Origin of the sequence: Photobacterium profundum, from assembly GCF_003026285.1 — a bacterium.
Classification (GTDB): Bacteria; Pseudomonadota; Gammaproteobacteria; order Enterobacterales; family Vibrionaceae; genus Photobacterium; species Photobacterium profundum.
This window is the reverse complement of sequence record NZ_PYOD01000022.1, coordinates 1-25867: the sequence shown is the minus strand read 5'-3', so window position 1 is coordinate 25867 and position 25867 is coordinate 1. Positions and strand designations below refer to the sequence as shown.

Annotated in this window: 27 protein-coding genes and 1 pseudogene; 13 read left to right on the top strand and 15 right to left on the bottom strand. The window is 43.4% G+C overall.

Annotation, left to right across the window (positions count from 1 at the left end; genetic code table 11):
* Positions 1-66 precede the first annotated feature (66 nt).
* The 3 genes from C9J48_RS25305 to ilvG are packed head-to-tail and all read right to left on the bottom strand — an operon-like array spanning position 67 to position 2921.
* Positions 67-1005: a branched-chain amino acid transaminase gene (locus C9J48_RS25305; RefSeq protein ID WP_006233375.1), complete on the bottom strand. Its 939-nt coding sequence runs from the start codon at positions 1003-1005 to the stop codon at positions 67-69.
* 21 nt (positions 1006-1026) lie between these two features.
* A complete protein-coding gene (ilvM, locus tag C9J48_RS25300; protein WP_006233376.1) occupies positions 1027-1275 on the bottom strand; it encodes an acetolactate synthase 2 small subunit in 249 nt (82 codons plus the stop codon).
* Entirely contained in the window at positions 1275-2921 is a 1647-nt protein-coding gene (gene ilvG / locus C9J48_RS25295) for an acetolactate synthase 2 catalytic subunit (protein WP_006233377.1), read from the bottom strand. Before ilvG ends, ilvM begins: the two co-directional genes overlap by 1 nt.
* A gap of 387 nt (positions 2922-3308) precedes the next feature.
* On the opposite strand from ilvG, the gene C9J48_RS25290 reads away from it, so the two are divergent.
* Positions 3309-4841: a YifB family Mg chelatase-like AAA ATPase gene (locus C9J48_RS25290; RefSeq protein ID WP_006233378.1), complete on the top strand. Its 1533-nt coding sequence runs from the start codon at positions 3309-3311 to the stop codon at positions 4839-4841.
* Positions 4842-4862: 21 nt separating this feature from the next.
* Here C9J48_RS25290 and C9J48_RS25285 read toward each other — a convergent pair whose 3' ends face one another.
* The 6 genes from C9J48_RS25285 to C9J48_RS25260 form a co-directional block, all read right to left on the bottom strand.
* Positions 4863-5318: a 2-thiouracil desulfurase family protein gene (locus C9J48_RS25285; RefSeq protein ID WP_006233379.1), complete on the bottom strand. Its 456-nt coding sequence runs from the start codon at positions 5316-5318 to the stop codon at positions 4863-4865.
* A gap of 78 nt (positions 5319-5396) precedes the next feature.
* On the bottom strand, positions 5397-5999 hold the full coding sequence (locus C9J48_RS25280; protein ID WP_006233380.1) for a thiol:disulfide interchange protein DsbA/DsbL: 603 nt from the start codon (positions 5997-5999) through the stop codon (positions 5397-5399).
* 84 nt (positions 6000-6083) lie between these two features.
* Complete coding sequence (locus C9J48_RS25275) at positions 6084-7070, bottom strand: serine/threonine protein kinase (RefSeq protein WP_006233381.1); 987 nt, start codon at positions 7068-7070, stop codon at positions 6084-6086.
* 101 nt (positions 7071-7171) lie between these two features.
* Positions 7172-8602 carry a cytochrome c oxidase accessory protein CcoG gene (gene ccoG, locus C9J48_RS25270; RefSeq protein WP_006233382.1) on the bottom strand — a complete coding sequence of 477 codons (1431 nt, stop codon included), beginning with the start codon at positions 8600-8602 and terminating at the stop codon, positions 7172-7174.
* Positions 8603-8853: 251 nt separating this feature from the next.
* A complete protein-coding gene (locus C9J48_RS25265) occupies positions 8854-9120 on the bottom strand; it encodes a YihD family protein (protein WP_006233383.1) in 267 nt (88 codons plus the stop codon).
* A 182-nt stretch (positions 9121-9302) separates the two neighbouring features.
* Positions 9303-9488: a hypothetical protein gene (locus C9J48_RS25260; protein ID WP_081450130.1), complete on the bottom strand. Its 186-nt coding sequence runs from the start codon at positions 9486-9488 to the stop codon at positions 9303-9305.
* A 330-nt stretch (positions 9489-9818) separates the two neighbouring features.
* Between C9J48_RS25260 and C9J48_RS25255 the strand changes: the two genes are divergently transcribed.
* From C9J48_RS25255 to trhA, 3 genes are all read left to right on the top strand, one after another.
* Complete coding sequence (locus tag C9J48_RS25255) at positions 9819-10490, top strand: FadR/GntR family transcriptional regulator (protein ID WP_006233384.1); 672 nt, start codon at positions 9819-9821, stop codon at positions 10488-10490.
* 145 nt (positions 10491-10635) lie between these two features.
* Positions 10636-11424, top strand: coding sequence for a sporulation protein (locus C9J48_RS25250; RefSeq protein WP_006233385.1), 789 nt, complete (start codon positions 10636-10638; stop codon positions 11422-11424).
* A 136-nt stretch (positions 11425-11560) separates the two neighbouring features.
* A complete protein-coding gene (trhA, locus tag C9J48_RS25245) occupies positions 11561-12220 on the top strand; it encodes a PAQR family membrane homeostasis protein TrhA (protein WP_006233386.1) in 660 nt (219 codons plus the stop codon).
* A 133-nt stretch (positions 12221-12353) separates the two neighbouring features.
* Here trhA and C9J48_RS25240 read toward each other — a convergent pair whose 3' ends face one another.
* The 5 genes and pseudogenes from C9J48_RS25240 to def all read right to left on the bottom strand — a co-directional run bounded on the left by C9J48_RS25240 (position 12354) and on the right by def (position 18126).
* A complete protein-coding gene (locus C9J48_RS25240) occupies positions 12354-13799 on the bottom strand; it encodes a TrkH family potassium uptake protein (protein WP_006233387.1) in 1446 nt (481 codons plus the stop codon).
* 3 nt (positions 13800-13802) lie between these two features.
* Positions 13803-15188 (bottom strand): annotated as a pseudogene (gene trkA, locus C9J48_RS25235) (Trk system potassium transporter TrkA); the annotation flags it as partial.
* A gap of 101 nt (positions 15189-15289) precedes the next feature.
* On the bottom strand, positions 15290-16585 hold the full coding sequence (gene rsmB / locus C9J48_RS25230) for a 16S rRNA (cytosine(967)-C(5))-methyltransferase RsmB (protein WP_006233389.1): 1296 nt from the start codon (positions 16583-16585) through the stop codon (positions 15290-15292).
* A gap of 70 nt (positions 16586-16655) precedes the next feature.
* Entirely contained in the window at positions 16656-17600 is a 945-nt protein-coding gene (gene fmt / locus C9J48_RS25225; RefSeq protein WP_006233390.1) for a methionyl-tRNA formyltransferase, read from the bottom strand.
* 16 nt (positions 17601-17616) lie between these two features.
* Positions 17617-18126 (bottom strand): peptide deformylase, encoded by a 510-nt coding sequence (gene def, locus C9J48_RS25220; RefSeq protein ID WP_006233391.1) that lies wholly within the window; start codon positions 18124-18126, stop codon positions 17617-17619.
* 352 nt (positions 18127-18478) lie between these two features.
* Between def and C9J48_RS25215 the strand changes: the two genes are divergently transcribed.
* The 9 genes from C9J48_RS25215 (at position 18479) to C9J48_RS25175 (ending at position 25042) form a co-directional block, all read left to right on the top strand.
* Positions 18479-19537 (top strand): LysM peptidoglycan-binding domain-containing protein, encoded by a 1059-nt coding sequence (locus C9J48_RS25215; protein ID WP_006233392.1) that lies wholly within the window; start codon positions 18479-18481, stop codon positions 19535-19537.
* Entirely contained in the window at positions 19534-20631 is a 1098-nt protein-coding gene (dprA, locus tag C9J48_RS25210; RefSeq protein WP_036804277.1) for a DNA-processing protein DprA, read from the top strand. The genes C9J48_RS25215 and dprA overlap by 4 nt, the downstream gene beginning before the upstream one ends.
* A 2-nt stretch (positions 20632-20633) precedes the next feature.
* Positions 20634-21107: a DUF494 family protein gene (locus tag C9J48_RS25205; protein WP_006233394.1), complete on the top strand. Its 474-nt coding sequence runs from the start codon at positions 20634-20636 to the stop codon at positions 21105-21107.
* 36 nt (positions 21108-21143) lie between these two features.
* Positions 21144-21701 (top strand): DNA topoisomerase family protein, encoded by a 558-nt coding sequence (locus C9J48_RS25200; protein WP_006233395.1) that lies wholly within the window; start codon positions 21144-21146, stop codon positions 21699-21701.
* A 75-nt stretch (positions 21702-21776) separates the two neighbouring features.
* The gene (gene purE / locus C9J48_RS25195; protein WP_242610876.1) at positions 21777-22286 is read left to right on the top strand and encodes a 5-(carboxyamino)imidazole ribonucleotide mutase; all 510 of its coding nucleotides are present in this window, start codon (positions 21777-21779) and stop codon (positions 22284-22286) included.
* An 81-nt stretch (positions 22287-22367) separates the two neighbouring features.
* Positions 22368-22925, top strand: a complete 558-nt coding sequence (gene tsaC, locus C9J48_RS25190) for an L-threonylcarbamoyladenylate synthase type 1 TsaC (protein WP_181320838.1) — start codon at positions 22368-22370, stop codon at positions 22923-22925.
* A 25-nt stretch (positions 22926-22950) separates the two neighbouring features.
* Positions 22951-23856, top strand: a complete 906-nt coding sequence (gene hemF, locus C9J48_RS25185) for an oxygen-dependent coproporphyrinogen oxidase (RefSeq protein WP_006233398.1) — start codon at positions 22951-22953, stop codon at positions 23854-23856.
* Positions 23857-23946: 90 nt separating this feature from the next.
* Positions 23947-24768, top strand: coding sequence for a shikimate dehydrogenase (aroE, locus tag C9J48_RS25180; RefSeq protein WP_006233399.1), 822 nt, complete (start codon positions 23947-23949; stop codon positions 24766-24768).
* Between the two features lie 10 nt (positions 24769-24778).
* Entirely contained in the window at positions 24779-25042 is a 264-nt protein-coding gene (locus C9J48_RS25175) for a DUF1488 family protein (RefSeq protein WP_006233401.1), read from the top strand.
* Here the strand turns inward: C9J48_RS25175 and C9J48_RS25170 are convergent.
* The gene (locus tag C9J48_RS25170) at positions 25039-25587 is read right to left on the bottom strand and encodes a gamma carbonic anhydrase family protein (protein WP_006233402.1); all 549 of its coding nucleotides are present in this window, start codon (positions 25585-25587) and stop codon (positions 25039-25041) included. The genes C9J48_RS25175 and C9J48_RS25170 overlap by 4 nt on opposite strands.
* Between the last annotated feature and the right edge of the window lie 280 nt (positions 25588-25867).

Here is a 25867-nt window from a genome sequence, read left to right as displayed (position 1 = left end):
CTCATCTTGCCGTTCTAACTGGTGTGGCAAGATGAACGAATAATATGATGTACTTAATTGGCGTGTTTACTTGTCAGATTTAGGGTAAACGTAATCTAACCAACCCCATTTATCTTCTGTCGTCCCATTAAAGAGACCAAAGTAAGCGGTTTGAATTTGTTGTGTAATAGGGCCGCGTTTACCTTCACCTACCGAGATTTGGTCAACACTACGAACTGGCACAATCTCTGCTGCAGTACCCGTCATGAAGACTTCATCTGCGAGGTAGAGTGCTTCACGCGCGATATTCTCTTCACGCACTTCGTAGCCCATCTCTTTGGCTAGTACCATGATTGAATCACGCGTGATGCCAGGTAAGATTGCGCTTGTTGCTGGTGGGGTAGATAGGATGCCATTACGAACCACAAAAATATTCTCACCAGCACCTTCAGACAGGTAACCATCAACACTCAGTGCGATGCCTTCTGCATAACCGTGGCGTCGCGCTTCACTACCGACTAATAATGATGAAAGGTAGTTACCGCCCGCTTTTGCGGCGGTTGGAATGGTATTAGGCGCTGCGCGATTCCAGCTTGAAATCATGGCGTCGACACCACTTTCTAATGCTTCCTCGCCAAGGTAAGAACCCCAAGGAAAAGCCGCAACAATAAGATCCATTTCAGTATCAACCGGCGGGCAAACGCCTAGACCGACATTACCGACATAGCCTAATGGACGAATATAAGCAGATTTTAGTTCGTTGACGCGAATCGTCTCGCGACAAATTTCCATTAATTCTTCAGATGAGTATGGAATTGGGAAGCGGTAAATCTTTGCTGAATTTTTTAAACGATCCATGTGTTCTTTATGACGGAAAACAATGGGACCATTAGGGGTGTTATAGCAGCGAATACCTTCAAAAACCGACGTACCATAGTGCATAGCATGAGTTAAGACGTGAACATTTGCCTCAGCCCAAGGAACCATTTCACCATTAAACCAAATGTAATCTGCTGTGTTTGCCATCTCGTGTACCTTCCTTCTGTACTAATCTCGGTTTTCTAATAATGTGGTTTTGACGGTGCGTATATCCCAAAGCTTTTCTATTTGATTGATCAGCGTTGTAATCGGACGGTCACTGTCGACGATAATTTCTACACTTGCTATTTTACTCTCGTGATTCTGTGTTGCATTAACTTGTTTAATTATAAAACCACGGTGGCGAATAACGCGCAAAACCCGCTCTAGTAATACTGGTTTATCATCCGCTTTGATATCGAGTAGGTATCTTTCCATTAGGTATTCTCCAGCATATCTTGGTTCGCAGCACCGGGTGGCACTAATGGCCATACATTTTCTTCTTCAGAGATAAGTACATGCAGCAAATAAGCGGTTTTACTTGCTAGCATTTCTTTTAGCGCTGGCTCTACTTCTTCTTTCTTGGTAATTGTTTTGCCTGGAATACCAAATGCACTGGCTAATACGACAAAGTCAGGGTTGTCATCTAAGATCGTTTCACTGTGTCGGCCATCAAAAAACAGTGATTGCCATTGTCTTACCATGCCAAGGCGTTGGTTATTGATCAGCACCATTTTTACGGGAATTTGCTTACGCTTTAACGTGCCAAGCTCTTGAACATTCATCATGAATGAACCATCCCCCGATATTAGGATAGATTCATCGTTTGGCCTGGCGACTTTCGCGCCCATAGCTGCGGGTAAGCCAAAGCCCATCGTACCTAGGCCGGCAGACGTGATGTAATTTTGTGGTTCACGAGGTTGAATATGTTGTGCTGCCCACATCTGATGTTGGCCGACATCTGTCGAAATTACCGAGCTGTCGGGCATCATATCGGATAACTGCTTCATCAATAGTGGTGCATAAATCAGATCGCCAGGGTGGTTATAACGCCATTTGAAATCAGAACGTAATGTTTCACTGTGCTGTACCCAGGCTGAGATGTCTTGTGACAGTTCTAATTGCGGTAAGATCACATTGATATCACCGCGTAGTGGCGCGTTTGCGATACGTAATTTATTAAATTCAGAGGCATCAATATCAAGGTGAATGACTTTTGCATGCGGTGCAAAGGTATCAAGCTTGCCAGTTACGCGATCATCAAAGCGGGCCCCCACTACAATCAATAAATCAGATTCTTGAACGACTAAGTTCGCCGCCTTAGTGCCATGCATACCCAGCATGCCTAAATAATGGGGGTCGTGACGCTCGACTGTGCCCAGCCCTTTCAGTGTACTTACCGCTGGCATTGGGTTTAGTTTTAAAAAAGTACGTACGGTGTCGGTTGCTTTCGCTAGTTGAACACCACCACCAACATACAATACAGGGCGTTGGCTGGCGGCTAGAAGACGCTGAGCTTCAGCGATTGATTCTGACGTTGCAACTGGAATAGCTGGCTCTTCAATAAAAGGTAGTCGTTCAACAGGTGCTTGGGCGAGTTGTACATCTTTAGCAATATCAACAATAACTGGGCCAGGTCGACCAGCTTTGGCAACAATAAATGCTTCAGCTAATGTGGGGGCGAGATCATTGATGTCGGTAACAAGATAGCTGTGTTTGGTACAAGACAATGACATGCCAATCACATCCATTTCTTGGAAGGCATCGGTGCCAATATGCGAGCTGGCTACCTGTCCGGTAATGGCGACCATAGGCACAGAATCAAGAAAAGCATCGGCTAATCCTGTTACCAGATTAGTGGCTCCTGGACCGGATGTCGCCATGCATACAGCAACATCTTGAGTGGCTCTAGCCATACCAATCGCAGCCATTGCAGCACCTTGCTCATGACGGCAAAGAATATGTTCGACGCCACCATCATAGAGTGCGTCATAGATTGGCATAATTGCGCCACCAGGATAACCAAATATCGTGGTTATCCCTTGTTGCTGCAGCGCGTGTACAACTAACTCTGCCCCTGTCATTGCTGCTCCTTAAAAACGTGCTTCCGCATTGCTTTTTATTGCTGATTTTGAATATTTAAAAAAGCCCCCGAACCTTTCAGTGCGGGGGCTTATGCGTTTGTTATGTTTCTTGCTACCTAACGCCTAGCACTCCCCTCGTGGTGACATAATCACCACGATGACGATAATAATGAGTTGTAGGGCTTTAGCGTTAAATGGCATTTATTGTCTGTCCGATTTTATTGATTATTTGTCGCTCTACCTAAGTGGTAACACAGACATGACTCGCATGACAAGAAAAAACTTATGATTTCTTTGCAAACAATCTGCATAAATAGGCTTTTTGTGAAACGAAATAGAAGCGTTTCATTAACTTACCCGTATGTAATCTAAACAGGACGATTAAGAATGACTCTTGCGATTGTTCACAGCCGAGCATGTGTAGGTGTTGACGCGCCTGCGGTTACCGTTGAAGTGCATTTGAGTAACGGAATGCCAGCCTTCAATTTAGTTGGGTTGCCAGAAACCACGGTCAAAGAAGCGCGAGATAGGGTTCGCAGTGCCATTGTAAATGCGAATTTTGAGTTCCCTTCCAAGCGTCTAACAGTCAACTTAGCACCGGCCGATTTACCCAAAGAAGGGGGGCGATTTGATTTGCCAATTGCGCTGGGTATTTTGGCTGCATCGGGACAAATCCCGATGAATAAATTGCACAAATATGAATTCCTTGGTGAGCTCGCATTATCGGGCGATTTACGTCCGGTTAAAGGGGCGTTGCCAGCAGCGTTGGCATCAACGAAGGCGGGACGATGTTTAATTGTTCCTGATGATAATGGCGATCAAGTTGCACTGGTGGGAAAAGATAAACATCGATCTGCTGGCGATTTACTCGCTGTCTGTGGGCATTTATGTGGCCAACAACAATTGCAGTTACATCATCGAAACGAGGCTGAAATAGCCCAAGTTCGCTCTGAAAATGATCGCGATATGCAAGATATTATCGGTCAGCAGCAGGGTAAGCGTGCGTTAGAGATTGCTGCGGCTGGAGGACACAACTTATTGTTTTTAGGCCCACCAGGTACGGGGAAAACCATGCTGGCTTCTCGCTTGTGTGATTTATTGCCTGAAATGGGGCACGCAGAAGCCCTAGAAACGGCATCTGTTGCTTCATTGACTCAGCAGTCATTGCATGAAGGTAACTGGCTTAAACGGCCTTTTAGAACCCCGCATCATTCAAGTTCGATGGCAGCTTTAGTTGGGGGGGGATCTGTGCCTAAACCGGGTGAAATATCTTTGGCACATAATGGTATTCTGTTCTTAGATGAAATGCCTGAGTTTGGGCGAAAGGTCTTAGATTCACTGCGCGAGCCGCTAGAGTCCGGTGAGATTGTGATCTCTCGTGCAGCCAGTAAAACCTGTTTTCCTGCTCGTTTTCAATTGATTGGTGCTTTAAATCCCAGCCCAACGGGTTATTACGAAGGTAATCAGTCGCGAACTAACCCACAAGCGATATTACGCTACCTTAGCCGTTTATCTGGCCCGTTACTGGATCGATTCGATATGTCGATAGAAATCCCAGGCCTACCACGTGGTACATTGGCTGAAGGTGGCGATCGGGGTGAGACCAGTGCCGTTATCCAACAGCGAGTTCATCATGCAAGAAAGGTGATGTTAGCCCGTGGCGGCAAGGTTAATGCCTTATTGTCTACTCGTGAGCTAGATATTCACTGTGCGCTAGTCAAAGAGGATGCAAAATTTCTAGAAAGCGCATTACATCAACTTGGTTTATCTATTCGGGCTTACCACCGAATCATTAAAGTGGCGCGAACGATTGCCGATCTAGCGGGAAAAGACAGGATAGAGCGTGGACACCTTGCCGAGGCATTAGGTTATCGTTCGATGGATCGACTATTAAAGCGTTTAACTGCTCAAGTGGTTTGATCAAACTGAAGTGGGTGTGGCTTATGAATCAAGGATAGCGTCTAAGATACTAACTTGGTTTTCACTGAATACTTGAACGCCCATTTTTGTTAGTGCTGCTGTGGTTAAACCTTGCCCGGTAATCTTTGTACCATTGAATTGTCCATTGTAAATAAAATGACTGCCACATGAGGGGCTATTTTCTTTCAAGATCGCGAACTTGATATTATGTTGCTGGCACAGTCTAACGGCTTGATGTGCGCCTTGTAAAAAGGCGTCAGTAACATCGATATTGTTCTTGGTTCTGATGATTCCGTCGGCTTGAATTTCTGCTGGTGGCCGAGGTGTGGGTAACCCGCCAGAGACTTCTGGACATAATACGATTAACCGATCTTGTTGTTGCCACTGCTGTAATAAGCTATCGGTCAGCAGGTTATCTTTTCCATCATAACGTACTGGCAAGCCATATAAACAGCCGCTGATGAGGATCTTATCCATAAAAAGTAGTACCTAATGTGAGATAAAAAGAAGGGGCATATAAGCCCCTTTTTGTACTGCTGTGTATTTGCTTGAATGTTACTTTTTAAGTAAGAAATTCACTAACTCGAAGTACTCATCAGAAGATTGTATTTTACCTGTTTGTACTAGGTATTTATTGTTAACGATAACGGCTGGAACACCTGTTAGACCACTATCTTGGAAGCCTTTATCAAAACGATTAACCATCGAATTAACGGCAAAGCTATTGTAGGCACCATCGAAATCTTCTGCTTTAACACCTTCATCAACGAAGATTTGACGTAATTCTGCATCATTACGTGGCGGCTTTTTCATCCCATGAATGCGGTTGAAAAGTACAGGTGTCATCTTGTTATCTATACCGAGAACGATAGATGTCGCGAAAGCTTTACTCATGGATTTACCCATAGAGCCACCCATGAAAGAAACATGATTCTTCTGGAATTTAGCATTATCTGGCAGTTGCTTTTTTAGTTCCTGAATCATTGGCTCAAAGCTATTACAGTGTGGGCAATAGAAAGAGAAAAATTCTGTAACGATCGGGCTGCTTGATTTAGGTAATTCAAGTACTTTGTAGTAATCACCTTCAGTAAACTTGGCTGCTTGAACGGAAAAAGATAATAGTGCTACGCTCGCTAGAGCCAAAAGTTTCTTCATCATGTTGCGGTGTACTCCCTGAGTTTTAAGAAATAGCTTTTAGCTACTTTCCATTGTTCTATTTATGTTGTGTTATTTTCTAGATGATTACCACTGTGGCATTAGCTGCAATGGTGGTTCATTTAATGTCGCGAGTTGCTCTTTAAATGATAGCACTTGTCCTTCCCAGTATTTTGCATCAGCAAACCATGGGAATGCACGGGGAAATGCAGGATCTTGCCAGCGTTTTGCCAGCCAAGCCATGTAGTGAACCATTCTAAGACCGCGTAAAGGCTCAATAAGTTGCAATTCTTTTGGATTGAAATCAGAAAACTCAGTGTAAGCTTCTAACAAGGTATCAAGCTGTGCGAGTCGGTCATTACGATCGCCATTTAATAGCATCCATAAATCTTGGACTGCAGGACCATTACGCGCATCATCGAGATCGACGAATAAAGGGCCATCGCGCCATAAAATATTACCAGGGTGACAATCGCCATGTAAGCGAATCGATTGCCAATCAGAGTGCCAACGTTGGTCTAGCTCTTTAATGAGCAGATCGAGATCTGAGAAAAAAGTTTTTTTGAGATAGTCAGGAATAAAATCAGCATTCTCTAAAACTTTACGTGGTTGATAAAGGTACTCATCAAGGCTCATTGTGGAACGATGAACAAAGTTTTTACTTTTTCCTATGTTATGGATACGCCCTAGATAGCGACCCACCCACTCAAGTTGATCAATATTATCAACTTCATACTGACGACCACCCATACTTGGAAATAAGGTAAAACGATGACCTTTAAAATGCGTTAAAGTCTCACCCGAAAATGCGATAGGCGCCGCAACTGGAATTTCTTGATCTGCTAACTCGAGTGTAAAATCATGTTCTTCTTGAATCTGCTCGTTAGTCCAACGCTGTGGACGATAGAACTTTGCCACATAACGGGCGCCATCATCAGCTTTAAACTGATAAACCCTATTCTCATAACTGTTTAGCGCCAGTAATCCTGATTCGGCATACACACCCACGCTGTCGAGCGCATCGAGTAATAAATCAGGTGTGAGATCTGAAAAACTAAAGCTTTGTTGAGTCATTGTGGCAACATCCAGAACCAAATTAGTGATGTATCTTATACCATCATAATAAAAAAGGGCCCTGTTCTGGCCCTTTTATTGATATTACTGATTAAGTGTAACTAGCGTAGTTCACCAATAAAACGACTTTCAGTGTGCAATGTCGTTTCATTCTCGCCTGTACCTTTATGTAAAATAAAGGTGATATCGGCAATTGGCGCTTTCATAACATAAGGGTCAACGCCTAAGCTGATTGGTAAGGTATAGATTTCACCTGCAGACACTTTTACTGTTTGATTGCCATACCATTCAATGTCTTCTAGCCCTTCGACGGATAGTGAATAGGTGGTGTCTTGCTGGGTTTTATTCAGAATTTTTAAGGTATAGGTGTTTTCAACCAGCCCTTCATTATTGATTCTAAATAGCTGACTCCTATCACGAAGTACATCCAGCCCCATAGGTTGAACCGAGGCAATCAAGTAGAAAAATAATCCCCCCATTACCAACATGACTGCGCCATAACCGATTAACTTAGGGCGCATTACATGGGTTTTATGGCCTTCTAGCTTGTGTTCAGTGGTATAGCTGATCAGCCCTTTTTCATAGCCCATACGATCCATGGTTGTGTCACATGCATCGACACAAGCACCACAGTTTATGCACTCATATTGCAATCCATCTCGAATATCGATGCCCGTTGGGCAAACCTGAACGCATAAATCGCAGTCAATACAATCGCCTAAGCCTAGTGCTTTTGGATCTTTCTTGCGTGAACGAGGGCCACGGGCTTCGCCTCGTTCCTCGTTGTAACCGACAATATAGGTGTCTTTATCAAACATAGCGGACTGGAATCGTGCATAAGGACACATGTGAATACACACAATCGATCGCATCCAGCCAGCGTTGGCGTAGGTACATACTGCAAAGAACAGTACCCAAAAACCGGCCCAGAAGCTGACATTAAACGTGAAAAAATCGATCACTAAATCTTTAACGGGGACAAAGTAACCGACAAAAGTAAGCCCTGTTGCGAGTGCCACCGCCCACCATGCGATATGCTTGAGGATTTTTCTACCCAGTAGTTTTTTGGTTAGCTTGAGTGAATCTTGCTTACGACGTTTATTGGCCGAGCCTTCTAGTTTTTCTTCGAACCAGATATAGATAAAGGTCCAGACTGTTTGTGGACAGAAATACCCACACCAAACACGCCCTAAAAAGGTGGTAACAAAAAAGAGTGCGAACGCGGCAATCATGAAAAACGATGCCAGAATGGTGAGATCTTGTGGCCATAATGTTGTACCAAAGAAATTAAATTGCTGCTGACCGATATCTAACAATATTGCTTGTCGGTCACCATAAGGAATCCAAGGTACGCCCATAAAGAGCACCATTAATAGCCACCCCATCCGCTGGCGAAGTTGCTGATAAACCCCTTTTACGGCACGAACATAAATTTGGTTGCTTGGATTAAAACGATCTGATGTGCCTTTATGTGTTTTGGGGTTAAATTGTTGAGGTGTGACATCCTTTATTTTAATTTTCTCTTGGCTCATGACATTACTTTCCTTGGATTTCCTTGCACTGACACAGCAAAAGGATCGGTTCAGATACGTTGCCTGACCGTTAATGTAAATAATTACCGATAGATGTTATCAGTTGATTATATAACAGTCATTTTTCTGATTACTCTAACAAGGTCATAGTTTCAGCAATAGGTGCAGATGACAGCCCAAAAGGGTGTAACAGATGAGAGGTTAAAATAGGCTGATCTGATGTTCAGCCATATATGATGGGAATTCCGGGGTTACTTGATAATGCCACGTGCACGAAGAATGGCGGTTTTGAAGTCATTCTCACAATCTTTAGCGATGCCTGGGATCATGGCATTTTCGTCGCTATTACGCATTTTTAGATGGTAAATCAGGATATCGTCGGTTAAGTCCTCTAATTTACCTTCATACTTTGCTTCTTCTGCTAGTTTCAGTAGAAATTGAACTAAATTTAGGTCTGAATTTTTTTTCCATTCAGGGTGGATTAACTCGATAAGCTCGTTTACACGATGCGTTTTCATTACTTTCTCCAAAATTAAGGCTGAGCGAATATTGTCATAATTTTATTGTGGATTAATTATATCAAATAATGCGTTGATTCAAACTGGAGATAATGACGGAATTGGCTTATTGGAAAGTAGATTCGATTAGATAAACAAAAGGCAGTGAAATGATCACTGCCTTTGAGTTACATCATGAATACTTACGCAGCTTGTTCATCAGTAACCGGATTGGTTAAAACGGGCTGAGAGGTTGGTATTGCATGAATATCAGCGGTGCTTTGCGGTACATTTTTAGGTTTAAATGTCGGCGCATGCGCGGTGCTGCGTAAACGTGATGGACTGCGAGGGGTATTTCTTACATACCTGACGGGAGATGCGGGTCGCATGATTCACCAATAGTCAGGCTCATCCGTGGCCAAAAAGAATAAACAATCATTAAGCAGGGGTATCCCCATAGGCAAAGCCCATCCAGAACAAAATGACCGGGTTGTTTGGTATTATTTTCGGCGCTGAGAATAGCAGCAAGGTGCCGATAAGTCGAGCGATGCATCAACGGAAGATGATGGTAATTATGCTGATATTTGGCTGAAAATAGAGAATGCGTTGTTATGTGTAGCAACTGTGAAGATAAGCGGTTCCAGCACCGTGACTTTGTGATGTAATGCGCAATATAAAAATTGGCAACTATTATAAAAATAGCCGTAGAGGGAACATTGATGGAACAGCAGAAAAGTGTACTTAATCGTAACTTGTCTTATAAGTTAGCAGAATCGATTGGTCGAAGTATTTTACAAGGGGAAAACGCCCCTGGTGATATTTTACCGGGTGAAATTGAACTTGGTGAAATGTACGGTGTGAGCCGTACTGCGGTACGTGAGGCGATTAAAATGCTTGCTGCTAAAGGTATGGTACATCCTCGCCCCCGTATTGGTACGCGTGTATTACCGAAGCGTAATTGGAATTACTTGGATCAGGACTTACTGGCATGGTTAAATTTTAGTGAGCATTCAGAGCTGGTTGCAGAATTTCAACAGGTTCGTATGACATTAGAGCCAGAAGCAGCAGCATTAACAGCATTAAATGCGAGTGATGCTGATCGTGAAGAGCTGCAGTATTTAATGCAAGAAATGCACTTGCTAGGGGATGATTTTAATCAAGATAAATGGATTGAAATTGATACTCGTTTTCATCAGTTAATTTATTTTGCATCGGGTAATCATTTTATCAGCCCATTTGGTAACTTGTTTAAAGCTGTATTTGAAAATTATTTCCGCATTATTACTCGAGAGCGCTTACTTAAGTTAGATATCCACCAGCGAATTGTTGATGGCATTATTGCTTGCGATCCCGAGCGTGCTCGTCAAGCAACTGTCGACTTACTTAAGTAATCAATAACCTTGTTGGTATTAGTTACCTCAAAAATAACAATGAATTTTTAAAATACTTGCGGTTTTGTTTTTACCTTTGCAAGATAAACAAACTGATTTCATATAATTCTTCAACCGTTTCATTGTCACTTTAACAGGAGTTTACATGTCTTTCTTTCGTAAGAGTTTTGCAAGTTTAGGGATTGGTGCTGCAAAAGTTGATACAGTTTTAAAGCATGATGTGTTGATTCCTGGTGAACAGCTGCCTGTGGTGATTCATGTTCAAGGTGGATCAACAGAGCAGCAAATAGATAATATTAATGTGCAACTATGCTGTCGTTATATTGATGAAGTGCCAGTCAGCCGTGGTGACAGTGAGCGCCGCAAAGAAAAAATTCCGCAAACCTGTGTTTTAGCGACATGGTCATTGCCTGAATCATTTGTCATCGGTGTTAACGAAGAACGCGAATTTGATGTTGATTTTGAGTTGCCATTTAATACTCCGGTGACAATTGGTGACGCTAAAGTGTGGCTCGATACCTACCTTGATATACCGATGGCGCGAGACCCTAAAGATACTGATACGTTGACTGTGCGGCCAGATCCCTTGATGGATGGTGTTTTTACCGCATTAGAAAATGCGGGATTGCGTATTCTTCAAGTCGAGTGTGAAGCTGCCTCAGGGTTTGATTTACCGTTTGTACAAGAATTTGAGTTTGTACCCGTATCTGGACCGTATCATGGCCTTTGGCGTGAATTGGAAGTTGTCGCTTATCGAGATAACGATGGGTTACAGCTATGGTTTGAACTCGATCGTCGTTTAAACGGTATTTCAGGAATGTTATCTGGGTTTTTAGGCCGAGGTGAGCTAAAACGTCATTGTCATATTTCAGCGCAATGCACACCAGCTGAAGCTGGCCAACAAGTGCTCGATTATCTCGAACAAACAACATAATATTGGGTTAGCCTTTCTCATAAATAGCAGTGTCAGCTGTGTTGATATTTATGAATGGCAAATTCAGCTTACACGTGTACTCTGAAGTGTGTCATACTGCTTTTGTATCGAGCATTAACTCTATCGGGAGCTGAGAATGGTAAAGAGTGTCGCGCTGAAGCAAGGCTATTCAGTGGCAGAAGAAATCGCAAATAGTGTTAGCCATGGTTTAGGTTTAATTTTCGGTATTGTAAGTTTGGTACTGTTATTGAATCAGGGCAACGCTGCTGATGCTGATTTTATGAGTATGGCGAGCTTGAGCATTTATGGTAGCAGTATTATTTTACTGTACCTAGCTTCAACGCTTTACCATGCGATTCCTTATGAACGTGCCAAGCGGGCTTTAAAAACATTTGATCATTGCGCCATCTTTTTATTAATTGCTGGTACTTATACCCCTTTCTTATTGATCTCTTTACGTACCCCTCTGGCCATTACCTTAATGTCTGTTATATGGGGACTTGCCATTATCGGCATTGCTCTCAAAATTATCTTTGTGTACCGGTTTAAGCGCTTATCTTTGATTACTTATCTGACGATGGGTTGGTTATCTGTGATTGTGGTCTATCAGTTAGCGATCTCAATTTCGACTGGTGGCTTAGTATTATTGGGTTTAGGCGGTGTTATTTATTCGTTAGGGGTGTTTTTTTACGTGAATAAACGCATTCCTTATAACCACGCGATTTGGCACATGTTTGTTTTAGGTGGAACGGTCTGCCATTTCTTTGCCATTTATTATTACGTTAAACCGATTTAATGACTCCAAGTAGCCTTAGCCCCTTCTCATTCTCGCTGAAATAGCACCTTGAGTTAAGTTATTCGGCATATACGCTTTGGTACAGATAGAAAAAGAGAGCATATATGCTCTCTTTTTCATTGGTAACAGTATGTTAGTCACGCCAAAACGCAGGAAAAAAGACCACGAGCACGGTGAGTATTTCCAAGCGTCCCATTAACATTCCAATGCTTAATGTCCATTTAGCCATATCGGGTAAGCTGGCAAAATTACCCGTTGGGCCAATAATATTACCCATTCCTGGGCCTACATTGGCAACGGCGGTAACTGCACCTGTAATGCTGGTAACAGGATCTAGGCCAAGTATGCCTAATATCGCTGCAATAACCACAATGGTCAGAATAAAAGTCAGGGCAAAGGCGACAACTGAACGTACGATGCCATCAGTGACTGGGCGACCGTTATAGCGTTGGATAAAGACACCTGAAGGATGAACCAGCTGCATCATCTGTTTGCGTAACAAGGCAAAAGCGACTTGAAAACGGAAGATTTTAATACCGCCCGATGTCGATCCTGAACACCCACCCACCAACATAATGAAAGCAAAAATGATGCTGGGTAGCGGCCCCCATGAAGTGAAGTCATCAAGACCAAACCCTGTTGTCGTCACCACCGAAATGATATTAAACAGAGATACACGCAACGCATCAAGAAAGTTGTAGTCCAGCTTCCACGTTAACCAAAGTGCGACAATGAACCCTGCAGATAGTACTAATAAAGTGAAGCCTCTTACTTGGGCGTCTGCAAATAGAGCTCCTGGGCTTCTTTTACGCAGTGCTTGGACAAATAAGAGAAATGGCAAACCACCCGCGAACATAAAGAAGGTTGCGACCCAATGTGTGCTGTGGGAGAAGTTATTCATTGAGCCATCAGAGGTTGAATAGCCACCAGTTGATAAGGTGGTAAAAGCATGGTTTATCGCATCAAACGTATTCATGCCTGTCATTACAAAACCTATGATGCACAATACAGTTAAGGTTATGTAAACATTGACTATATTTTTTGCGACGCTTTTGGTTCTCGGTGAACTTTTCTCTGACCAATCTGATGATTCGGTTTGGAACAGTCGCATCCCCCCCACGTTTAACATGGGTAGAATGGCTACGCCCATTACAATAAATCCAATGCCACCTAACCATTGTAATGTTGAACGCCAAAGCAGAATACTGGGTGCCATATCATCTAATCCACTGAGCACCGTTGAGCCCGTTGTCGTAATTCCCGACATGGTTTCGAAGTAGGCATCGGTAAAGCTGATGTGGTTGATGAAGACAAAAGGCAGTGCCGCAAAGGCGCTGGAAATTGTCCATACTAAGGTTGTGATCAGGAACATCTCCCTGACCCCTAACTTAAACTCTTTGGTTTTACCAAATGTTAGACATAGAAAAGCCACGGTATGAGTAATAATAACCGCGGTGGCGAAATCGATGAACCCACCAGTACCTGTAAAAAAGGCAACAAGGGTTGGGATGTACATGAAAAGGGCTATTTTAGATAAAACCAGCCCGATCACGAACATTATGGGACGGAAATTAACCATAAATTATAGGAAAAATGGACTAGGTTGGAAGAGACGTTCAACATCAGGGATGTATTTTTTGTCGACGAGGAACATAACAACATGATCATCTTGTTCAATCATGGTTCGATCGTGAGCTATTAATACTTCATTACCACGGACGATCGCACCAATGGTAGTGCCTGGTGGTAGCTTAATTTCACCAATGGATCGACCAACTACTTTTGAGGTAGTTGAATCACCATGAGCAATCGCCTCAATAGCTTCAGCTGCTCCGCGACGTAATGATGATACATTTACAATATCGGCTTTTCGTACGTGAGTTAATAGTGCTGAGATCGTTGCTTGCTGTGGCGATATTGCTATATCAATCGCTCCGCCCTGTACTAAATCGACATAAGCCCCGCGCTGAATAAGCACCATGACTTTCTTGGCACCCATGCGTTTAGCAAGCATGGCAGACATGATGTTTGCTTCATCATCGTTAGTCACTGCAATAAACACATCAATTTGTTCGATGTGCTCTTCACTTAATAACTCTTGATCGGATGCATCACCACAGAAAACGATAGTGTTTTCGAGCATTTCAGACAGGCTTTCAGCACGCTCAGGATTACGTTCAATGAGCTTAACACTATAAGCCTGCTCTAATCGACGGGCGAGACCTGCACCAATATTACCGCCACCGACGATCATTAAACGCTTATAAGGTTTTTCTAGACGCTGAAGTTCACTCATCACCGAGCGAATGTGATTGCTGGCTGCAACAAAGAATACTTCATCATCGGCTTCAATAATGGTGGTGCCTTGAGGACGAATCGGTTTGCCTTGGCGAAAGATAGCCGCAACACGAGTGTCTATATGTGGCATGTGCTCACGTAATGCTGACAATGCATTACCGACTAATGGCCCACCGTAATACGCTTTAACGGCAACTAAACCGACTTTATCTTCGGCAAAACCGACAACCTGCAGTGCGCCAGGGTATTCAATTAAGCGTTCGATATACCCTGTTACTAGCTCTTCTGGGGCAATCAAGTGATCGACAGGAACTGCATCTGATTGGAATAAAGAATCTTTTTCTTTGAGGTATTCCGGAGAGCGGATACGAGCGACGCGGTTAGGGGTATTAAATAAAGAAAATGCAATTTGGCAGGCAATCATATTGGTTTCGTCAGAATTGGTGACCGAAACTAACATATCAGCATCCTGAGCCCCTGCTTCACGTAGAGTACGTGGATGGCTCGCAAAACCCTGTACAACCCGAAGGTCGTATTTATCTTGCAGTTCTCGCAGACGTTCTGGGTCTTTATCAACAATCGTTATGTCGTTGTTTTCACCGACAAGGTTCTCTGCCAGTGTGCCACCGACCTGACCTGCGCCGAGAATGATGATTTTCATAGCATGTGCCTGATTAAAGTATTCTGTGTAGGTTACTACGCTTCTAACTCAAGAGCATAATGATATGTCTTGAGTCAGAACGATTTAGGTTTTTAGGCGACGCTTTGGTGCTAGCTTTTTTGCAGAACAGCGTAGTAGAAACCATCCATATCAGATTCACCCGGTAAGATCTGACGACCAGGTTGTTCCACATCACTATCGGCTTCTTGTCCACGATTGATCAAGGTTGCATCGGCTGTGCGGGCAAGGAATGCTTTCACTTGTTCGCTGTTTTCTTGTGGTGTAATCGAACAGGTCGCATATACCAAGGTGCCACCAGATTTCAGCTGTAACCACATAGCATCAAAAATCTCAGCTTGAAGGATTGCGAGCGCTTCAATGTCGCTTGCTCGACGCAACCATTTAATATCTGGATGACGACGAATAACCCCCGTGGCAGAACAAGGTGCATCGAGTAAGATGCGGTCAAATTTTTCACCGTGCCACCAATCTGCAGGGTAACGAGCATCGGCACACAATACTGTTGCATCAAGCTTCAGGCGGGCAAGGTTTTCATGAACGCGGGTTAAACGGCGTTCATCACAGTCAATGGCAACCACTTTAGCCGTTGGTTGACGCTCCATGATATGTGCAGTTTTACCACCAGGCGCTGCACAGCAATCAAGAATCAGTTCGTCAGCTTGTGGTTGTAAGAAATCGACGGCTAATTGGGCGGCACCATCTTGTACTGATGACCAGCCATCAGCAAAGCCAGGTAGCTTGCTCACATCGCAAGGTGACAACAAACGAAGTGCATCAGCGGCTTCTGGGTGTAAGCCTGTCTCGATGCCAACATCATTAAGTAATGCACGGTATTCATCGCGCGTATGGTGTTGGCGGTTGACGCGTAACCACATTGGGGCTTTGGTGTTATTAGCTGTAACAATCGCTTCCAACTGCTCAGGATAGCTAGCTTTCAGCATTTTTAATAACCAACCTGGATGGCCATATTTACCGGCATCGTGGCTGACTGATTGTGCATCTAGCTGTTCTTGTTGGCGCTGGTAGTTACGTAAAATGGCATTAATTAAGCCACGTAGCTGGGTTTTCTTGAGATCTTTAGTGGCATTAACTGTTTCGGCGACAGCAGCATGAGCGGGAATACGCATATGACCTAGTTGGTATAAACCCACTAAAATCAAATGGTGGAAAACACGTTGCTTACCTTTTAAAGGCTTGTCCATTAGGTGAGTAGTAATCGACTCTAAACGGGGTAACCAGCGTAATACGCCGTAGCAAATCTCTTGCAGCAAAGCATGATCACGTTCTCGAATGTTCTGCTGGGCTGCTGGTAGTGCAGCTGAAAGGGATTGCCCCTGATCAACAACCTGAAAAACAACCTGGGCTGCTGCGGCTCTTACGTTCATGCGTATTTCCTGAATTTATTTTTAACGACGTGGAAAATAAAAAGCCAGTGATTGGGCACTGGCTTTAACATTACAGTTGAGTGCCAGGTTCAAACCACTCTCGGCGCGAGTTTAAAATATCTTGCGCTTTCATGGCTTTCTTTCCTGGAGGTTGAAGCTCGATAAGGCGAAGTGCACCTTTACCTGTCGCAACCGTGATGCCTTGTTTATCGGCTGATAAAATTGTTCCCGGTGTTTTACCTTGGTTGTCAGCTTCAACAACGGCATGCCATACTTTGACATTTTGTTCAGCAACAGCAAAGTAGCTCATTGGCCATGGGTTAAATGCGCGGATACAACGCTCAATCGCGGTTGCTTCCATTGCCCAGTCAATTTTAGCTTCTTCTTTATTCAACTTCTTTGCGTAATTAGCAAGTTCATCATTTTGCTTTTTAGCAATGGCAGTGCCTGCCGAAATCTCAGATAGACAGTCAATTAAAGCATTAGGACCTAATCCCGCCAGCTTGTCATACATCGTCGCACTGGTATCTGTTGGCTCGATAGCTAGTGTGGCGATAGTTAGCATATCACCCGTATCAAGGCCTTCATCCATTTGCATGATGGTTACACCGGTTTCTTCATCGCCAGCCCAAATTGAGCGTTGGATCGGTGCAGCACCACGCCAGCGTGGCAAAATAGAGCCATGTACATTGATACAACCCAGTTTAGGCGTATCTAACACAATTTTAGGCAGTAGTAGGCCATAAGCCACGACGATCATGATATCGGCATTTAACGCCGAAAGTTCTTGTTGCGCGTCTTCATTGCGCAATGATGCCGGTTGATACACGGGCAGATCATTTTCTAACGCGATATTTTTAACCGGGCTCGCGGTTAATTTTTTACCACGACCAGCAGGACGATCTGGTTGGGTATATACGGCGATAACTTCATGCTGTGAAGACAACAACGCCGCCAGATGACGGGCGGCGAAGTCAGGTGTACCAGCAAATACAATACGTAACGGTTTGCTCAAGGTAACCTCGGATTAATTAGTCTTTGTCGTTAAAACGCTTCATTTTCTCTAGTTTCTGTTTAATACGCTGACGTTTTAAAGGCGACAGGTAATCAACAAACAACTTGCCAGCTAAGTGATCAAGTTCGTGCTGTACACAGATTGCAAGCAGATCATCGGCTTCGAATGAGAACGGGTTACCATCACGATCAAGTGCTTTAACAGAAACTTCTGCCGCACGAGGAACCAATGCTCGAGAGCCTGGTACCGATAGGCAGCCTTCTTCAATCCCATCTTCACCACGTTTATCTGTGATTTCTGGGTTGATCAGTACCATTGGTTGGTCACGCTCTTCAGAAATATCGATCACCACAATACGTTGATGAATATCAACTTGGGTTGCGGCTAAACCGATACCTTCTTCGTCGTACATGGTTTCTAGCATGTCATCGACGATGTTCTGGATTTCTGGTGTTATTGCTTCAACTGGCTTAGCAATAGTACGCAGGCGTTCATCAGGGAATGTTAATACTTGCAATAGAGACATAGATACTCGAAAAAATTAAACTGTGTTGAAAATGAAAATTACTTACTTGTTCTAATTCTAGTCATTTTAAAGATCAAATAACAGCATTGGCTGCATAACATTGTAAGCGATAACGATAGGTGGCAACGATTCTTTGCATTATTGGTGAATAGAATGAACACAATGTAATGCCGTAGATTGGAGGCAGTCAGCAAACTTGCTCGGTATCTGATGTATACGAACGAATAAAAGTTGAACTGTGCCTAAAACCGCTCCCTCCTGATTAGGTTGCTTTGGACATCTTTTAAAACGAATGCCACCGTTGCTTCTTGTATTAATATGATTCTGTAATCATCGACAAGGAAGGCACAACATGAGGCTGGGCGTCTTATTGTTTATTCTGATATCTGCATTACCAGTTCGTTGGGCAAACGCTGAGTTACCTATTGTTAATAAAAATATTCCTGAAATTTATATTGTTAAAAAAGGCGATACGCTATGGGATATCTCTGCCTACTTTCTTGATAATCCTTGGTTGTGGTCTCAACTTTGGCAGGCGAACGATTATATTCAAAACCCTCACTTAATCTATCCTGGTGATAAATTACATCTGGTATGGATAAATGGTCGTCCGCAATTACAGTTAAAAAAGACCGTTGTGCTATCACCTCAGATCCGGATTAAGCACTCTGCTATTACCACGCTACAAGAAACATTACTCTTTCCTTATTTAGCTGAAAATAAATTGATCACAACCAAAAGCGCAGCTCAACTTCCTCGGGTTTTGGGGGCAAGTGATAAGAAGGGATACATGTCACCTGGTGACAGGATATGGGTCGATACCGAGTTATTGTTAGGCACTGAGTGGTGGGTATATCGTGTTGAAACTGATTTTACCCGTAACGATGAGACCAAAGCGAAAGTCGTGTCACTCAAAGAGATTGCTAAGCTGAGAACGTCAGAAATACAAGAGAATATGAGTTTGATGATGGTGGAATCTTTTCGTCAAGAGATCAGTCAGAACGATATTTTGTTGCCTGCACCATTAGATAGTGCAGCTGTTGATATGAACTTTTCACCATCAACAGCACCTGCCGAGATTCAAGCCAGTGTGTTAGGGCACTTAGAAGGACATGAGTATATAGCGACATCTCAAGTTGTTGTACTTGATCGTGGTCATTTAGATAACCTCGCGGCAGGCAATGTATTACAGCTATTTAGACCTGGCGCGAAAGTAACAGGAGATAAAGGTAATTATGCGTATAAAAAAAAACAAAATTGGTTATCGGCAAAACGACAACTCAGTAATCTGCATATTGGCGAAGTAATGGTTATCCGCCCATATGAGTATTTTAGCTTAGCAGTCGTAACACGTAGCCTAGAGCCCTTTCGTGCTGGTGTGCTTGCGTTACCTCCATATTTAGTTGAATGATGACAACATTAGAAAGTTGGCTAATTCTAGCTGCGGTCCCATATTTAGGTGGTTGTAGAATTAGCAAATTATTGCAATATGCGACGCCGATAGAATTAATCGAAATGCCCGCCGAGCAACTTCGTGCCATTGGTTTATCATCAGCGCAAGTTGCAGCATTGCATAACCCCAAACGGCAACGTATTGATCATGCACTTATATGGGCAGAGCAAAATAATCACACCATTCTTACCTTAGACTCTCCTTTTTACCCTGCTTTATTAAAAGAAATAGCATCTGCCCCGCCTTTGCTGTTTGTTCGTGGTGAAGATCGTTGGTTACGTGAACCCCAACTGGCCGTTATTGGCAGCCGTTCTGCCAGTCTTGATGGGCGTGAGGCGGCGTATGATTTCTCTGCGGCATTGGTTGCCGCTAATTATGTTGTTACCAGTGGCTTAGCATTAGGCATCGATGGTCAAGCGCATTATGGTGCATTAAAAAATGGTGGTGCGACAATTGCAGTATTAGGTTCAGGACTTAATCATATTTATCCTGCGAGTCATCGAACCCTTGCCAGTCAAATTATCGAGCAAGGTGCTCTGGTTTCTGAGTTTTGGCCCGATGAAAAACCGCGGCCACAAAATTTCCCTCGTCGTAATAGAGTGATCAGCGGGCTGTCGGTTGGTGTTCTTGTTATAGAGGCTGCAGAGCGAAGTGGCTCATTAATTACGGCACGCTATGCTTTAGATCAAGGACGAGATGTTTTTGCCTTACCCGGTTCGATTCATAATCCTGGCAGTCGAGGTTGTAATGCCTTGATAAAATCTGGTGCTAAACTGGTAGAAAGTCCGGTCGATATATTTGAAGAGGTAGGTGCGCTGACGGAATGCGCAATAAATAGCCAAATGAACTTGTCGTTGCCACAACCTGAAAATGAAGAATTGCCATTTTCAGCCGTGTTGGCTACCGTAGGCAAAGAAGCAATACCCGTTGATGTGGTTGCTGAACGCTGTAAACTGCCCATACATGAAGTTATGATGCAATTACTAGATTTAGAATTGCAAGGCGTTGTGAGTACAGTGCCCGGTGGTTATATCAGAACGAGGAGGGGCTAGTCATGATGGATATTCTTATGTACCTGTTTGAAACCTATATCCAAAGCGACGTGGAGCTATTGGTTGATCAGGATGAACTTTCAGATGAGCTTAGTCGTGCCGGATTTCATCAAGATGATATCTACAAGGCATTAAACTGGCTTGAAAAGCTTGCTGCTCTGCAAGAAACAGAAACCATACCGTACATGAATAATAGTGCGATAACGTCTATTCGTGTTTATATTCCACAAGAGATGGCTCGAATGGATGTAACATGTCGCGGATTTTTGACCTATTTAGAGCAAATTCATGTATTAAGTGCCGATACGCGTGAGATGGTTATTGATCGTGTGATGGAACTAGAAACAAGCGACTTTGTATTAGATGATTTGAAGTGGATTATTTTAATGGTGCTCTTTAACGCACCTGGTAATGAAAATGCTTACACTCAGATGGAAGAACTGCTTTACGGAGCAGAAGATGGATACATTCACTAATTATCGATAACCCTGCCCTAGCGAGTAATATGTAGTATGGCCGGCAAAGTTCACGACCAGTTATTTGATGCCCATGAGCATGCGTTAGAGCAAGAAGAACCCTGCCCGACCTGTGGTGGTCAATTACAAACGCGTTATGGCAAGCGCGGTCCTTTTCTTGGGTGTTCAAATTACCCTGAGTGTGACTTTATTCGTCCACTTAATCAGAACGACGGGCACATAGTGAAGCACCTTGGTAAGCCATGTCCTATTTGCGATAGTGAACTGGTTTTACGACAAGGTCGCTTTGGGATGTTTATCGGTTGTGCGAGTTTTCCTGATTGCCAGCATATTGAGCCCTTAGAGAAAAAAGCGGACGATACTCAAATTTTGTGTCCAGATTGTCACAAAGGGCACCTCGTTCAACGAAAGTCTCGTTATGGCAAAGCATTCTTTGCTTGCGACCAATATCCAGCATGTCGTTTTGCTGTAAACAATAAGCCTGTCGCACAGCAATGTGAAACTTGTGGTTTTCCTTTATTAATAGAGAAAAGTTTTGCAACTGGCATCAAGTTGCAATGTGCAGATAAGAAGTGTCACCACATTCAACAATAATCGCTATCGATCTATTCAAAATTTCCTTTATAATACTGACGCAAACGATTACGTCACTTAAATATGGAAGGAAAGATGATGACTAAGCCATTTGTAGCTGTTTTGATGGGCTCAGATTCAGATTTGCCAGTAATGCAGGCAACGCTTGATGTTTTAAAATCTTTTGAAATTACTACTGAAGTGAAAGTTACTTCTGCTCACCGTACACCAGTAGCAACGCATAGCTATGTGACTGATGCTGAAGCGCGTGGTTGTGGCGTATTTATTTGTGCCGCAGGCTTAGCTGCTCACTTAGCTGGTGCTGTTGCAGGTATTACAACATTACCTGTTATCGGTGTGCCAATTGATGCCGGCCCTCTACAAGGTATGGATGCATTGCTTTCAACAGCAATGATGCCTGGTGGTGTGCCTGTTGCTACTGTTGCAATTGGCAGTGCTGGTGCAAAAAATGCTGGTTACTTAGCGGCTCAAATTCTAGCGACTGGCGACAAAGAGCTAGCATTAGCAGTAAAAGCTGATCGTCAAAAGAACGCTGAAGCAGTTATTGCGAAAGATGCTGCTTTACAAGAGCGTCTAAAGGGCTAAATAATAGCCATTGAATTTAAGAGGCGCTCTCTTTAGAGCGCCTTTTTTATTGCATTTAATATGGTTATTTACGAGGTCGATATGGACAACTTGCAGCAAGTTGTATCTGCGTTACAAAGCGGAGAGGTCATTGCTTACCCGACAGAGGGTGTATTTGGTGTTGGGTGCGATCCTGATCATTCACAAGCTATCGAAAAGCTACTTGCTTTAAAACAGCGTCCGATCGAGAAAGGTTTGATTTTGATTGCGGCAAATTATCAACAACTACAGCCGTATATTGATGATACCCAGCTTAGTGATTTACAAAAGCAGAAAATATTTTCGACCTGGCCTGGGCCTGTTACCTGGGTGATGCCTGTGAAGAAAGGTGTTTCCCCTCTTCTGACGGGTAAATTTACATCCATCGCAGTTCGAGTGAGTGATCACCCTTTAGTGCAAAAGCTTTGTCATCAGTTTGGTAAACCTATCACCTCCACCAGTGCGAATTTAACAGGCTTACCACCGTGTAAGACTGTGGCTGAAGTACATAGTCAGTTAGGTGAGCACTTAAGTGCTATTTTAGAAGGTGAGACTGGTGGACGTGAAAACCCAACAGAAATTCGAGATGCATTTAGTGATACTGTACTGCGTCAGGGTTAGTGGTTAGCTAGAACAAGGATAAATAATGGAACATGTTGATAAACACGCAGTGAAAGCTTTTTTATTGTCGCTTCAAGATCAAATATGCCAAAGCTTGGAAAACCAAGACAAGGGGGCAGTATTTGAACAAGATGAATGGCAACGTGAACAAGGTGGCGGTGGCCGTAGCCGTGTTCTTCGTCAAGGAAGTGTGTTTGAGCAAGCTGGCGTTAATTTCTCCCATGTTTTTGGTACTAAAATGCCAGCTTCTGCTACTGCTCACCGTCCTGAACTCGCAGGTCGTAGTTTTGAAGCGATGGGCGTGTCATTAGTTATCCATCCTAATAGTCCCTATATCCCGACATCTCATGCCAATGTACGTTTCTTTATTGCTGAAAAAGAAGGTGAAGCACCAGTATGGTGGTTTGGTGGTGGTTTTGACTTAACCCCTTTTTATCCTTTTGAAGAAGATTGTCAGCATTGGCATAACACAGCTAAGCATTTATGTGCCCCATTTGGTGATGATATTTATGACCAGCATAAAGCATGGTGTGATAAATACTTTTTCTTACCTCACCGTAATGAAACGCGCGGTGTCGGTGGTTTGTTTTTCGATGATTTGAATGAGTGGGGCTTTGAACAAAGCTTTGCTTATACACAAGCGGTTGGTAACGGCTTTATTGACGGGTACTTGCCTATTGTTCAACGTCGCCAAGATATCCCTTATGGTGAGAGAGAACGTGAATTTCAGCTATATCGTCGAGGGCGCTATGTTGAATTTAACTTGGTGTATGACCGAGGCACGCTGTTTGGATTGCAAAGCGGTGGTCGTACCGAGTCAATCTTAATGTCAATGCCACCGCTTGCTCGCTGGGAATACTGTTATGAGCCTAAGGCCGGATCAGCGGAAGCTGATTTGTATGAAAACTACCTTCAGCCGCGAGAATGGTAGCAGTACGAACTGTTTGAGCTTCATTTAATGCAGTGATAGGGTCGATTTATCGGCCCTTAATTGACTTCAAGTTTTTTGGATTACGAGCACATGGATAAGTACGTTGTTTTTGGCAACCCTATAGCACAAAGTAAATCACCTTTCATTCATACATTATTTGCCCGTCAGACATCGCAAAAGATGGAATACACGGCAGAGCTAGCACCAGCTGATGGTTTTAAATCTGCTGCGGATAACTTTTTCTCTGCGGGAGGGCGAGGCTGCAATATCACGGCACCTTTCAAAGAGGACGCATATCAATATGCGACTCAACTTTCCGAACGCGCTAAATTAGCCGGTGCTGTCAACACGCTCAAGAAGCTAGATGACGGTGGTATCTTAGGAGATAACACTGATGGTGAAGGTCTAGTTCAAGATTTATTACTCAATCAAGTTGAATTGGCTGGTAAGCGTATTTTGCTAGTTGGAGCTGGTGGAGCTGCACGTGGTGTTATTTTACCTTTGCTTGCTCAAAATCCTGCCGAGTTAGTAATAACTAATCGCACATTATCTAAAGCACAGCAGCTGGCTGAACTATTTGCGTCTTTTGGTTCTGTTTCGTCGGCTGCAATCGATACACTGAATCAACCGAATTTTGATGTGATCATTAATTCAACTTCTGCAGGATTAAGTGGGCAGTTGCCTGGCTTGCCAGAAAGTCTGATCAAACATGATATGGTTTGTTATGACATGGTTTATAGCGCTCAAATTACCGCGTTCAATTTATGGGCTAGAGATTTAGGTGCTGGAAAAGTAGTTGATGGGCTAGGTATGCTTGTTGGTCAAGCTGCAGAAAGCTTTATGTTATGGCGAGGGTTACGCCCTGGTGCCAAGCAGGTATTGCGAGAGTTACGCCGTATGCTTCAGGAGTAATGAGAACGAGATGAATCAAAATATTTTATTTTCCGACCTTCAAAGCTGGGATGGTGACAAGCAAGCCGTCAACTTCCCTGCCCAGCAAGGTGGAGCGTTGACTACTTGTTGGGTAAGTCTTAAATGGCTGCAGCAACATACCTTACAGCCACTAGTCACTGAATCTGAGATCCTCGCTGCCTTCTCTGCCAATCGATTTGATTTAGAGGAGCTGGCAGAAGAGCAAATAGAAGATGAAGAGTTTGATAGTGAAGGTTGTATCTTTATTGGTTAAAGATTTTCACTTTCAGCTAAGTACTCATTTTTAAGCCTGACATAGTTATTAGCTGACGTTGGAAGAAAGGCGCGTTCGTTATCAGTTAATGGGCGCGCTTGTTTAACAGGGCTACCTATATAGAGGAAACCACTTTTAAGTACTTTGCCTGGTGGTACTAAACTTCCCGCTCCAATAATGACGTCATCTTCTATAATGGCGCCATCTAATAGAATTGCACCCATTCCGACTAATACACGATGACCAACATGGCAGCCATGTAACATTGCTTTGTGCCCTATTGTCACATCCTCACCAATAATTAAAGGGTGACCTGTGGGATTATCGGGTGTTTTTCGTGTGACATGTAAAACAGCCCCGTCCTGTACATTACTTCTTGCGCCAATTTTGATGTGGTTTACATCGCCTCTTGCTGCCACCAAAGGCCAAATACTGGCATCAGCGTTTAATTCAATGTCCCCTATGAGAACTGCCGAGCTGTCGACATAAACATTTTCATTAAGGATGGGTGTTATTCCCTTATAAGATCGTAGTGCTAAGTGCATAAGAGCTACCTTTATTGAATCCATTACATAAGAGAATAGCTAGGTTATGGTGCGATTTACATCGATAAATTGACCATTCGAACGATAAATAGACATCTAAACAAATATGAGTGTTTTATTTCAATATACCCCTTGCCAATGTGATCGAAGTCTCTATAATGCGACCTCACTGACACGGAGCACGGCGCTTAGCCAGCAACCTAGTCAGTATGTTCTTTAACAATTTGACCATGCAATCTGTGTGGGCACTCGTGAAATTTTAAGTCGAAAGATTTATCAA